This window comes from Winogradskyella aquimaris (assembly GCF_042676105.1).
Classification (GTDB): Bacteria; Bacteroidota; Bacteroidia; order Flavobacteriales; family Flavobacteriaceae; genus Winogradskyella; species Winogradskyella aquimaris.
In genome coordinates, this window is the sequence record NZ_JBHTJQ010000007.1 from 53,634 (window position 1) to 67,515 (window position 13,882).

At 36.1% G+C, this 13,882-nt stretch carries 7 protein-coding genes; 6 read left to right on the top strand and 1 reads right to left on the bottom strand.

All coding sequences use genetic code 11. The features are described from left to right. Positions 1-9: 9 nt before the first annotated feature. The gene (locus ACFQ1K_RS05945; RefSeq protein ID WP_320555822.1) at positions 10-6,126 is read right to left on the bottom strand and encodes an alpha-2-macroglobulin family protein; all 6,117 of its coding nucleotides are present in this window, start codon (positions 6,124-6,126) and stop codon (positions 10-12) included. A 153-nt stretch (positions 6,127-6,279) separates the two neighbouring features. On the opposite strand from ACFQ1K_RS05945, the gene ACFQ1K_RS05950 reads away from it, so the two are divergent. The 6 genes from ACFQ1K_RS05950 (at position 6,280) to ACFQ1K_RS05975 (ending at position 13,876) form a co-directional block, all read left to right on the top strand. Next, positions 6,280-7,233 carry a tetratricopeptide repeat protein gene (locus tag ACFQ1K_RS05950; RefSeq protein WP_320555823.1) on the top strand — a complete coding sequence of 318 codons (954 nt, stop codon included), beginning with the start codon at positions 6,280-6,282 and terminating at the stop codon, positions 7,231-7,233. Positions 7,234-7,350: 117 nt separating this feature from the next. Beyond that, complete coding sequence (locus tag ACFQ1K_RS05955) at positions 7,351-8,043, top strand: TetR/AcrR family transcriptional regulator (RefSeq protein WP_320555824.1); 693 nt, start codon at positions 7,351-7,353, stop codon at positions 8,041-8,043. Continuing rightward, positions 8,030-9,691, top strand: coding sequence for a peptidase domain-containing ABC transporter (locus tag ACFQ1K_RS05960; RefSeq protein ID WP_320555825.1), 1,662 nt, complete (start codon positions 8,030-8,032; stop codon positions 9,689-9,691). The genes ACFQ1K_RS05955 and ACFQ1K_RS05960 overlap by 14 nt, the downstream gene beginning before the upstream one ends. Positions 9,692-9,702: 11 nt before the next feature. Continuing rightward, complete coding sequence (locus ACFQ1K_RS05965; protein ID WP_320555826.1) at positions 9,703-11,058, top strand: HlyD family secretion protein; 1,356 nt, start codon at positions 9,703-9,705, stop codon at positions 11,056-11,058. A gap of 3 nt (positions 11,059-11,061) precedes the next feature. Beyond that, positions 11,062-12,465 carry a TolC family protein gene (locus ACFQ1K_RS05970; RefSeq protein WP_320555827.1) on the top strand — a complete coding sequence of 468 codons (1,404 nt, stop codon included), beginning with the start codon at positions 11,062-11,064 and terminating at the stop codon, positions 12,463-12,465. Positions 12,466-12,523: 58 nt separating this feature from the next. Continuing rightward, positions 12,524-13,876, top strand: coding sequence for a UDP-N-acetylmuramate--L-alanine ligase (locus tag ACFQ1K_RS05975; protein ID WP_320555828.1), 1,353 nt, complete (start codon positions 12,524-12,526; stop codon positions 13,874-13,876). Positions 13,877-13,882: the final 6 nt, after the last annotated feature.

Genomic DNA, 13,882 nt, shown 5'->3' on the forward strand with positions numbered 1-13,882 from the left:
AAGCTTTTTTTATTCTATAGTTATTCTCACCCCTTCACTATGGCTACTAAACTCCGGTGCATACATTGATTGAATAGTACTAATCCCGTTACTCATATCGCCAGCATTATTGACACGTAAATCATATTCAAACACATAAACGCCTTTTGGTAAATAATCCATAAAGAAATTGGTCGCTGCATCTTTAGTACTTTCGTAATAGCCTAAACCATCTTGCCATTTGTATTGCGATAATACGTTGATAGGTTCAAAACCTGCAGCACGCATATCTTTTAGGTGTACAAATTCCATATCTCTATCGGAGCGTAATTCGATACGAACGCGAACTAAATCACCAACATTTAATTTAGTGTCTTTGATGATATCTGATAGTTCTTCACCTTTATCAGTATTACTTTTTAAAAAGAGTTTTTTACTCAGCTTTAAAGGCGTTTCAGCTGAAGTAATCTTGTCTAAATCTTCAAAATATTGCCAGTATAATGCTCCCCAAGCAATGCCATCTCCTTTCTTGGAAACGGTAACATTGGCTTGTTCTGGTGTAATTTCATTACCTGTCCAAGACGTCTTGTAGTAACCTGTTCCGGCTTCAACCTTAACATTATCTAATATTGAAGGATTTATAGTATCATTACCAACTTTTACATCAACCATTTCGGTGACGTCTAACCAAGAACTCCCTTGAAGTAATAAGGCATAAACAGCTTCTGTAGTGGCTTTGGTGGTTTCCCATTTATTAGTCTGCTTATTTTTGAGTAACCAGATTTTTAGGTTGTCGATGTCTTCTAGTTTCTTGGCTTCGCTTTGTATGACAGTTCCAACTTCAGAAAATGCTTCAATCAATAATGCTTGGGTTTCTATCGGAGCTTGGTGCCAATACCAAGAACTCGTGTTCGCTTTCCAATACATGCCTAATTCGTCTGATGTGATGCTATTTTCTTTTAAGGATTTTAAAATTTTTCCTGCTGTTCCGTCATCATTCATTCGGTGTAATGTTAAGGTCATTAAGCCTTTGGCATATAATGAACGATTTAACCAATACGTTTGCATTTGGGATTTGTAATACTCCATTATAGCCTCGACCTCTTTTGATGGTTTAAGCTCTGGATAGAAACTACGCACATATAGATAATGCAACTGCGTGTAAGACAAATGGTCTTTGCTTAAATCTGCATCCTTATTGTACTTTTTGATGTCTTTATATTCTTTAACGAATTCAGTATCTAGGTATTGGATGGCGTTTTTAATCATAGATTCCTCGCTGTCGCTCTGAATGACATTAAGTTGCTTTAAATGTCCAAACCCAGAAATAATATGTTGCGTGATAAAACGATTGGCATAGCCACCATTAAACCAAGGCCAAGCACCAGATGGTAGTTGGTTTTGTTTTAGTTTATTTAAAGCTGAATTGAGCTCATTATTCATTTTGTTGAGGTCGAATAACAAGCCAATACGTTTTTTTTGATCCGTTTCAGATTGCGCATCACGCAACCAAGGAGTTTCTTGTAGTAAAAGTGATTTTAACTCTTGATTTTTTTCAAGATTTGAAAGTAATGCATCTGAGGATTTCCATTGATTGAAAACCGCTTCAATCTTAGGATTGGATTTTACAATGTGCCGCGCCAAAGCATTGGCATAATATCTTGAAAAGGTCTGCTCATTGCAATCATAAGGATATTCCATTAGGTATGGTAAAGCTTGTACAGCATACCACGCAGGATTGGACGTCATCTCTAAAGTCAACTTATGATTGGTTAACGTTGTTGAGGTGTTGTCTTTTAGCTTGTCTAACGTAAACGTCTTCGTTTCGTTAGAGCGAATCCACATAGGTAGTGTTTCAGTTACCAACATTCTGTTGGATAGTACTGGTAACGCGTTTTGCTCACCATCGCTAAATTGATCACCGTTTTCAGGATCTATTGAAATAGCAATTATTTTATATTGAACAGCTTGTAGACCCTCTGGAATATTGAGTTTCCAAGACACTTGCGTGTTGCCTTTTGCATTAACTGTAAAGTCTTTATCGGTTAAATCACTTGTTAAGGTATAGTTTCTGCCTATTTCACCTTGAAAGATTTGTGATAGAAATTCACCAGTAACAGGATTGGTCAATTCCAATCTTGCCAAACCAGATAGTTCTTTCTCCGTAAGATTCGCAATTTTAGTACTGATAGTAATTTGATCTCCTTCTCGTAAAAAACGTGGTGCATTTGGAATGACCATTAACTCTTTTTGAGTAACCGTTTCTAGTTGCATTACCGAACTTTCTAAGGTTTTGGTATGTGCCAATAATTGCAATTTCCATTTGGTCAACGCTTCAGGTGCTTTAAAGTTAAAACTTACATTGCCCTGTTCATTGGTTTGTAATTGCGGAAAGAAAAAAGCAGTTTCGTGGAGGTTTTTGCGGATTTGGATAGAGTTAGAATTTAGATTTTCCTTTTGTTTTTCAATTCTTTCAGCAATAATTGTTCCTCCACTTTGCTCTGTAACACTATTATAAACAAGAGCTTTTTTGTTTGTTGAATCCATTACAACAACAGATTCTAATTCGTCATCTGCTTCAAAAGCACTGCTTGCAAGTTCATTTAACTCCATTCCAGATGCTCTGCCTCTTAAAAGATATTTAGTTCTGCCAAACCCAAAATAAAACCCAAACCAATTTAATTGGTCATAACTTTTTGTCGTATAAGACATTGGATAATTAAAATGATTAAATAATCTAAAGTTAATAGTGCCAAAACTGCGTCCACCATTCTTGTTTATTCTACTGTAGTAATGTGGTTGCTGTATAGGATTGAAACTCCAGTTGTGTGCTCTAAATTCATCTAAAGACGCATCGTACATACTTGCTAAAAGTTCAGCAGAGACTTTATCTCCTTTTGGGCCTTTGATTTTAAAACTCCAGGTTTCATCTTGTCCTGGTTGTAACTTGTCTCTAAAGGTTGTGGTTTCAATCTCTAAGTCTGTTTTAGGGTAAGGGACATTAACGTTAAAGCTTTGATATACATAACTGTTGTAAGCCGCAAAGCTCGTATGGACTTCAAAACCACCTAAATCACCTTCTAAAACAGGAATGCTAATGGTTTGTTTAGCGTTGTTCAATGTTACCAATTGCGTTGAAACAACCTGGTTGTCTTTTTCAACCTCTACAGTAATTGTGATGTCATTCGCCGCTGATCCAATGGTGAGTTTAACAGTGTCTCCAATCTTGTAACTGTCTTTGTCTAAGGAGATTTCAAAAAGTTGATTATCGGCAACGGTTTTATCGTTATCGCTAAATAGGTTTGTATAGGCTTCAGCTTTTACGTCTTCTCCGAATTTATCCTTGCTTTCTGCAATCATAATGTACTGACCAGAGTTCCACTTTTTCAGTTTTTTTAACATGATGGTTTTTCCCTTTTCAGTATCGAAATCTGTTGAGAAAACTTCTTCGCCTTTATCCCAATTGGTGGATAAATGCTCGTCGTTGTATGGGTCGTGAGGAAATAGACGTTTAAATTCTTCTTTAGAAATTACCTGAAAATCTGGGGCATTCCAAGGTCTGTTTCTAAACACGTTAGTTGGTGCTCTAAGTTTGTAAATCTTTAAGGTTCCTTGTGCAGGAACAAATTCACCATTAAGGTTTTGGGAATTTAAAGTGAGTTCTACTTCCTTTTGAGATTTCTCAATCTGGTTTAGAACAGAAATTTGTAAGGTCATTGCATGATACCCTACGTTTACAACTGTTGATGTAGAACGCGTTTCTCCATTGACATCCGTAATATCCGCAGTGACTTCATAATTAAAAATCGGAAGGTTGTCTTTTGAAACGCTTTCATCTGGTATGGCCTTAAAGGTAATTTCAAACTCACCTTTATTATTTGTTGTGCTTTCTCCAAAGGTTATTTCTTGGGCTTTAGCATTGTAATAGCCTGGTCGTCTCCAATACCACCAACTTGGGTATTGTACTTGGCGTTTTACACGATACACTACTTTAGCATCCGTAATGTTGCCGCCAGCAAAAGCAATGGCTTTTCCTTTTACGGTAATACTATCGTTAACTTTAAACGTTTCTGTAATGGGTTGAAATTCGGGTTTAAACTTTGGACGCTTATATTCCTCAACAGAAAAATAGGAATACCCTGTACTTTCACAATGCATTAGTAAATTATAGTTACCGGTTAGTCCATCATTAGGTAGAATAAACTCCCCAGATACCGAACCGAAGTCATTGGTTTTGAGTTCCAGTTTATTAATAACTTCACCATTTACATTTTTCAGTATAACCATGGATTTTTCGTTAGCATAAACTTCGGTTTTATCGTCTTTGGTAACTGTGGCAATCCCTTTAAAATAAACTGTTTGTCCTGGTCTATAAATGCTTCGGTCTGTAAATAAAAATACATTGTATTGGGTATCGTTGTTTTCTCTCTCGCGGTAAGCTCTGCTGATGTAATAGTCGCCAAAAAATGCAGTATCGTCTTTATAACTAGCTCTGATTTCTACTTGCCTGTAGTAGTTGCCATCTTTTTTGAAGCTGAATTTTCCGTAGGTATCAGTCGATAATTTTTTAGAAAAAGATCGATCCCTATTGTTTCTGTAAGTGATGTTGATTACCGCATTTACAATAGCTAATCCGTTAGTTCTATTAATGAGTTGGTAGTTTATTTTGTCATTTTCATTACTTTCTAATAAGGCTAAATCGGTGACTTGAATTGATGTTAAACCAAACACATTATCTTTTTGAGTTTCAGCTTTAATAAGGTAAAAACCATTACTCAATTGCGGAATGATGACTTCAGTACTGTGCTCTTGATAATCACCTTCAGATTTCAGGTTACGGGTAAACGAATGAAGCGGCTTTATTTTCTTAAAGAATTTTAGCTTGTCTTCTGTTTTATTTGTTCTGTTGAAGGTTTCAAGTTGATTGCTGTCAATCTTGTAAATTTTGAAATTAAGATCAGAAAGGTTTTTGTAGGTGACTAAAATTCGTGAAGTAGAATTAATTGGTAAGAATTCCTCAGCTTCCAATCTTAAACTAGGCTGAAGGATCTGCTGTTTTAAAATCTCACAGTTTTTAGCACCTGCACTTTCAGGAAAGCTAAATATTACAGCATTACATAGTTCTATGGCTTCTTTAAGTTTCCAACGATGTTCATTGGTGTCGTTATTATGATCGTATTTGTTTCCTAGGTCGCGATAGACTTTAGCGACTTCAAAATTATACAGCGCTGATAGTGGCGTATCCTGTAATTCCTTGGCCTTAACTTTTAACACCTTAATTAATAGGTCTTCTTTGCTGTTGAAAGTCGCATGTTGCGCAACATAATTTAATCGCTCAATATCGATAGCAACAAATGCTTTTGTAACTGGATTGCTTCTATGGAATTTTGTAAGATTCTGATAGATTTTAAGCGCATGTAATTGCAGAGATAAACTGTCTTTCGAAACGATGTTTAAGTTGATGAAATGCTCGCTGTCTGCAAGAAAAGCTTGATCTTCAATTTTAAATTTATATGCAGGTTGTTTGATGCTGTTTTCTGGGGTTTTATAAAATTGAAGCGCATTATGACTTAATAAATCATATAGTGTTGGTCTGTAAATTTTAGAATCTTTAGCTTCATTTAAAAGCGTGCTATAGTTTTCTAAAGCTTCTTGTTGAAGTAGCAAACCATTCTGCAAGGAGCGCTGATAATACACATGAATTTCATGAAATAAGGTTTCTAAATCCCAGGTTCTAAAATCGTCACTTGTTTTTACATTGGTTTTTGTTCGATTGTAAAATTTATAGCGGTTTTGCTGAAAATATTGCCAATACATGGTGGCCAGCATATTTTCTAAAAGGTGCTTTGTAGGGATGTTTTTTGAAGATTCAATTTCAGATTTAAAAAGGTTGACAATATTCAATTGCGCGTCTTCTTCAAGAATAAGCATATACTTGCTTTTATGGAGTAAGGCTTTAATCCGCTGTGGTTTGTTTTTAGAGGTTTTGGCATCCTTGTAAATCATATCAACAAGTTCTGCGGCACTTTTAGTTAGCCCTTCGTTTTCAAGTTGTGTAACTTTTTTCCATTGGTCATCAAAATTGTTTTGGGCTTGGGCAAATGAAGCAAAGCAAATAAGCATTAGTATGGGTATATAGTTTTTCATGAGAACTTGAATTTTTACAAAATACCTTCAAAAGCTATTCCAAACAAAGCTATAAAACGTCAAAGGCTTATTTGGGTGAGTTAAGGTAAGCAATTTGTTAGTGAACGTGAACGTTAATAAATTGTATTTTTGTAAAAAAGTTGTCTTGAAAGCATGAAGAAATTTCTTTGGATTTTTATTGTCTCGGGTTTGTGTTTTTCCCAATCTTCAAAAGAAAAAGCTAAATCCTATATCACGGACAAACATTACGAAAAGGCAGAGCATGAATTGATTTCTTTTGTCCAAGCCAATCCCGACGATATTGAGGCTATTGAACTGTTAGGAGATGCCTATGGTTATCAGAAAAAATGGGATAACGCTATAGAACAATATGAAACACTAAAAGACAATTATCCTAATAATGCGAATTACCATTATAAATATGGTGGTGCTTTGGGTATGAAGGCCTTAAACATCAGTAAGATAAGAGCACTCGGTATTATTGGAGATGTAAAACAATCCTTTTTGAAGGCTGCAGAACTAGACCCAAAACATATAGATACACGATGGGCATTGGTAGAGTTATACGTATCACTTCCTGGAATAGTAGGTGGAAGTATGTCAAAAGCTTTAAAGTACGCTAATGAACTACAACAGCTGTCTAAAGTAGATGGCTATTTAGCTAAAGGTTATGTGTATGAGTACGATGACGAACCAGAGTTAGCCGAGAAATACTATAAGCTTGCTATTGAAGTTGGAGGTTCTATAACGTGTTACGAGAAATTAACCAATTTTTACGAAGCTCAAAATAAGCCAGATAAAGCTATAGGAAATCTTGAACAAGCCCAACGAAAGCATCAGCGTAATGCTATGCATTATCAAATTGGTAAAGTATGTGCCGATTACAATATACAACTCGAAAAAGGTGAGAAATGCTTAAAGGTGTATTTATCAAACCACTCAGCCAAAGATGGTGTGCCTAAAGCTTGGGCTTACTACCGACTTGCACAGATCTACAAGCATAAGAAGAATAAGACGGAAGCTCTAAAATGGATAGATAAAGCCATAGCGGGTTTACCAGATATAGGTGTTTTTCAAGACGAAAAAGTCTTGATTTCTAAACTTTAATCAACTTCATATAAATATTATTTATAGAAACTATTAAAAATATTAATAGCTTAAATATTTGTTAAATGTGCAAAAATGATAGTAATACTATTATATTTGCAACCAAATATTTTAAGTATGATAAATTTACTGTCAAATTTAAAGATTGCTGTTCCCGACAAGATTTTTATCAAAGATCCTGAATCCTCAGATCTTGGCAAGCGCATCATAGAGCATAGCATTTTGCTAATAGATGAGATAGGCTTTGATAGTTTTACCTTTAAAAAGCTAGGTTCTAAGATAGGCTCTAATGAGAGTTCTATTTACCGTTATTTTGAGAGTAAGCACAAGTTACTATTATACCTAACCTCATGGTATTGGGCATGGATAGAGTATCAAATGGTATTTGCAACACATAATGTCCCACATGCCAAAGAACAACTCTTTAAAGCTATTGAAGTTATTACCCAAACTATTAAGGAGGATGTTACAATTACACATATTAATGAGGTCATTTTAAATAGAATTATCATCAACGAATATTCAAAATCGTACTTAACCAAAGAGGTCGATAGTGAAAATAAAGAAGGCTATTTTGTCGCTTATAAACGTGTTGTCAAGCGCTTAAGTGAAATCATACAAGCTGTAAACCCATCTTATGAATTTCCTTCTAGTTTGGCAAGTACAGTTGTAGAAGGTGCTTTACATCAGCATTTTTTAAAGGCACATTTTAGCTCAATAACAGACTGTGGAACGGAGGTAACACCTACCGAATTTTTTCTCAATCTAACTCTAAACGTATTAAAGTCTACATCAAATGAATCAAAATAAACCACTTTTAACCCCTTGGCAACGCTTTATTGGGATTTTAAGGCTCGAAAAAAAGGACTTGATTCAAGTCATTTATTATGCCGTTTTTTCTGGACTTATTAGCTTAACTCTACCTTTGGGAATTCAGGCTATTATTAATTTAATTCAAGGAGCTCAAGTGAGTACGTCGTGGATTGTCCTTGTTGTTTTGGTGACCTTAGGAGTTGTGTTTGTAGGTGTTTTACAGCTTATGCAAATGCGAATTATTGAGACCGTTCAACAACGTATATTTATGCGAGCGTCTTTCGAGTTTACCTACCGCTTCCCAAAAATTAAAATGAATGAGCTTCGCAATTATTATCCGCCAGAGTTAGCCAATCGTTTTTTTGATGTGTTAACGGTTCAAAAGGGTTTGGCCAAATTACTTTTAGATGTGCCAGCTGCAGTGTTGCAAATTGTATTTGCCTTGATATTACTGTCCTTCTACCATCCCTTTTTTATAGCATTTGGTATTCTTTTAATCATGCTTATTTATATCGTGTTTAAGTTTACTATTCAAAAAGGTATGGAAACGAGTTTAAAGGAGTCCAAGAAAAAATATATGGTAGCTCACTGGATACAAGAAGTGGCCAGAGCCATAACAAGTTTTAAAATTTCCGGCAGAACATCCCTGGCTTTAGAGAAAAATGATAAGTTGGTAGATGGATATTTAAAGGCAAGAGAAAGCCACTTTAAAATATTGGTAATTCAGTTTATACAGATGGTTGGCTTTAAAGTGATTGTCACAGCTGGCTTACTCATTATTGGAGGTTTGTTGGTATTGAATCAAGAAATGAATATCGGGCAATTTGTCGCTGCTGAGATTATAATCCTTTTAGTCATAGCCTCGGTAGAAAAGTTGATACTTGGCTTAGAATCGTTTTATGATGTTTTAACCTCATTGGAAAAAATGGGCCAAGTGGTTGATAAAAGGTTGGAATCTCAAGATGGTATTGAAGTAGATCAGGCCGAGAGTCTTAAAATAGAACTCGATAAGGTAACTTACGAAGTACCAAATCGCGGAGTACCGATTTTAAATAACATATCAATGACCATTAATCCTTCAAGTAGAATTTTGGTTAAAGGTCCTAGTGGTGCAGGAAAGTCCACATTACTCCGCATGATTTCTGGAATTATTGAACCTACTAAGGGAAGAATTTTTGTCAATGATGAGTCCATTCAAAATATTCACCTCAATAATTACAGGTCCTGTTTAGGATTGTCTTTGGCAGAAGAAACTCCTTTTGAAGGTAGTATCAGAGACAATTTAACCCTCAAGAATAAAAATATCACTGAACAGGAGATTAATAAGGCGATAGCCATTGTAGGTCTTCGGGATTATCTCAAGGAAACCGAAAAGGGATTGGATACAATTATTTATCCTGAAGGCAAACAAATGTCCTTCACAGTGGCTAAGAAACTGATTCTGGCAAGAGCTATTCTCAAAAAACCAAAGGTTCTTGTCTTAGAAGAACCACTTGAGCATTTTGAAGCAACCGAAGCCAAAGGAATTATTAAAGCTCTAACGGCAACAGAAAACCCTTGGGCTTTAATAGTAGCCAGTTTCAATAAAGATTGGACCAGTGAATGCACTGAAGTCATAACCCTAAATAATGGTGAAATTATCTAAAACCAAACGCTATGTTGAACATATCTAAAAATCCACTAAATAAAACGGTTGATTTATCCACCTATAGCTCAAGCAAACGTGTTTTTGATAAAGCGTATTACAAGTATTTTAACCGATTCTTGGGTGCATTTGCCATCATTGGAGTTATCGTTTTGTTTTTACCATGGACACAAAATATAACAGGAAGAGGTAACGTGACCACGTTGACACCAGATCAAAGACCACAAACTATTCAATCGCAAATACCTGGTAGAATTGAAAAGTGGTATGTTAGGGAAGGAGATCACGTTAAAAAGGGAGATACCATCATGCAAATCTCAGAGGTAAAGAGTGAGTATTTTGATCCTAATTTGGTTGAGCGTACTGCTCAGCAGCGTGATGCTAAGGCATTCTCTGTGAAATCTTATGAGCAGAAAGTGAAAGCCACAGACGTGAGAATTGCAGCATTACAGAACGAGAGAACCTTAAAGCTCGAGCAAGCAAAAAACAAGCTTTTACAAGCAAGGCTAAAGGTTCAGGCAGACAGTATTGATTTGCAGGCTGCAGAAACTAATTTAAGAATCGCCCAGACCAAATACAATCGTGCTGACACCTTGTATAAAGATGGTTTTACAGCCTTGAAAAATGTGGAAGATGCCCGCGTTAAGTTACAGGAAACTCAGGCCAAGCGTATTTCTCAAGAAGCGAAATTATTGGCAAGTAAAAACGAGGTCATTAATGCACAGGTTGAAATTTCTAGAATAAAAGCAGAGTACTCCGATAAAATCTCTAAGGCTGAAAGTGATAAATTTTCGGCACAGTCAAGTCAGTTTAATTCTGAAGCTGAGGTACAAAAACTAGAGAATCAATATTCAAACTACAAGATTCGTAACAGCTTATTATATGTAACAGCACCCTATGATGGTTTCATAAACAAGGCCTTACGAGGTGGAGTTGGTGTGACGTTTAAGGAGGGCGAAGAATTAGTAGGTATCATACCAGACAATGTAGATTTGGCTGTAGAAACCTTTGTAGAGCCCATAGATTTACCGTTAATCCATAAAGGTGAGAAAGTTCGTGTGCAGTTTGATGGTTGGCCTGCAATTGTTTTTAGTGGATGGCCAAATGTATCTTATGGGACCTATGGAGCTGAGGTTGTTGCTGTAGAGCGTTTCATTAGTGATAATGGTAAGTTCAGGGTTTTATTAAAGCCTGATCCAGAAGATCATCCTTGGCCGCAAGATGTTCGTGCAGGCTCAGGAGCATTCACAATGGCGTTATTAGACGATGTGCCTATTTGGTTTGAGTTATGGAGGCAACTCAATGGTTTCCCACCTAATTACTATCAACCATTAGATGGTGGTAAAGCAACAAAAGCTAAAAAGTAAAAGATGAAGTATTTAAGTATATTACTTTTTATCAGCATAGGTTTACCAAGCTTTGCCCAAACAGATAGCATTAAAGAGGTGTTGCGATTTGATGAGTATTTGGGCTATGTCAAAAAGTTCCATCCTATCGTAAAGCAAGCGGAACTGGTTATAGATGAAAGCCAGGCAAAACTCTTAAAATCACGTGGAGCTTTTGACCCTAAGTTTGAGGTAGATTATGACCGCAAAAAGTTTAGTGGTACCGAATATTACGATAAACTTAATGGGTTATTTAAAATCCCAACATGGTATGGCATTGAGCTTAAAGCCACATTTGAGGAAAATTCAGGAGAATATCTAAACCCTGAAGGTTTTGTGCCAGAAGATGGATTGTATTCGGCAGGTGTGAAAGTACCTGTAGCACAAGGTCTTTTGATTAATGATAGAATGGCTTCTCTAAAACAGGCCAAGCTTTTTAGGGAGCAGGCTAAAGCAGATAGGGATATTTTTGTCAACAATATTCTTTATGAAGCGTCCTTATCGTATTTTAAATGGTTGCAGGCTTACAACGAATTGAAGCTTTTTGAAAACTTTTTAACCAATGCCGAGTTGCGATACAGAGGTATTGAGCGTGGTGCAGAGGTCGGTGAACGTGCAGATATCGATGTGGTGGAAGCTAGAATTGCCATCAATCAACGACGATTGAGTTTAGAGCAATCTAAAGTAAAGTTGATGAAAGCAGCATTAGAGTTGTCAACCTTTCTTTGGTTAGAAAATAACGTTCCTGTAGAACTACAACCAAATGTGATTCCCGATGTGGATTCTGAACCCATTGTGGATACTACGTTTAACATTAACCAGTTGAGAGAGGATGAAGTCATTGTAGAGACCCATCCAAAAATGATATCATTGGATTATAAGTTGCAGAGTTTAGAGGTAGATACACGATTAAAGGCTAATAAATTATTACCCAAAATCGATGTGGAATACAACTTCATCACTGAAGTTCCTGAAGTGGCACGTTCGTTTAATACAGCAGAATATAAAGGTGGACTCAATGTAAGTTTTCCTTTGTTTTTGCGTAAGGAGCGAGGCGACTTAAGATTGGCTAAACTAAAGATGCAGGATACAGAATTTGAGATTAATGCAACCCGTGTTAATCTTCAGAATAAGATTAATGCCATAAGACAGGAACTGGATTCTTATGTCACGCAAAATGAGTTAGTATCGCAGATGGTAACCGACTACTCAAGAATGTTAGAGGCTGAGGAACGTAAATTTATTCTAGGTGAAAGTTCACTGTTCTTGGTTAACTCGCGTGAGTCTAAACTTATAGACGGTCAACTTAAGGCCATAGAAGTGCAGTACAAGTTTTTTAGTACTAAAGCCAAACTATTTAATAGTCTTGCTGTGAATCCTGATTTTTAGCAGATATTTTCTCTTATCTCTAGTCTAATATCTCTTAGCTATAATTTATATTTGTTTTATGAATGTACATTTTATAGCTATAGGTGGTGCCGCAATGCACAATTTGGCGTTAGCGCTACATAATAAAGGATATAAGGTAACGGGAAGCGATGATGAAATTTTCAATCCTTCAAAATCACGATTAGAAGCGAAGGGACTTTTACCTGAAACTTTTGGTTGGTTTCCTGAGAAAATCACTTCAGATTTGGATGCGGTGGTTTTAGGTATGCACGCTAAAGCCGATAACCCTGAGTTATTAAAGGCTCAAGAATTGGGTCTGAAAATCTATAGCTATCCGGAGTTTTTGTACGAACAATCCAAAAACAAAACCAGAGTCGTTATTGGTGGAAGCCATGGTAAAACCACTATTACCTCAATGATTTTACATGTGATGCATTATCATGATAGGGATGTAGATTATATGGTTGGTGCGCAACTTGAAGGTTTTGATGTCATGGTAAAACTTACCGAAGACAATGATTTTATAGTTTTGGAAGGTGATGAATACCTGAGTTCACCTATAGACAGACGACCAAAGTTTCATTTATACAAACCCAATATAGCTTTGTTAAGTGGTATCGCATGGGATCATATCAATGTATTTCCTACTTATGAAAACTATGTAGAACAATTTAAAATCTTTGTTGATTCTATAGTATTAGGTGGAAGCATTAACTACAATGAAGAAGACGAAGACTTAAAACAAATTGTTGAAGCCTCGGAAAATCAAATTCGTAAAATACCATATCGTACACCAGAATATACAGTTGAAGATGGTGAAACACTGTTGGAAACTCCGGAAGGACCTATGCCAATTGAAATTTTCGGTGCACACAATTTGAATAATTTGGCAGGTGCCAAATGGATTTGCCAGCACATGGGTATTGATGAGGATGATTTCTATGAAGCCATTGCTACATTTAAAGGCGCGAGTAAACGTTTAGAAAAAATTGCTGAAACTTCAAATAGCGTAGCTTACAAGGATTTTGCACATTCGCCAAGTAAGGTAGAGGCCACAACCAAAGCAGTAAAGGCGCAGTATAGTGACAGAACTTTGGTGGCCTGTTTAGAATTACACACCTACAGTAGCCTAAATGCCGAGTTTTTAAAAGAATATAAGGGTGCTTTAGATGCGGCAGATGTAGCTGTGGTGTTTTATTCTCCACACGCCGTGGAAATTAAAAAACTGGAGGAGGTTACTAAGGATCAAATTGCTAATGCCTTTGAGCGTGATGATTTAATAATTTACACTAATCCAGAAGAATTTAGAAACTTCCTGTTTTCTCAAAACTTTGATAATAAATCTTTGTTACTAATGAGTTCTGGAAATTATGGTGGTTTGGATTTAGATGCAGTAAAAGGGTTGTTTTAGAGAGTT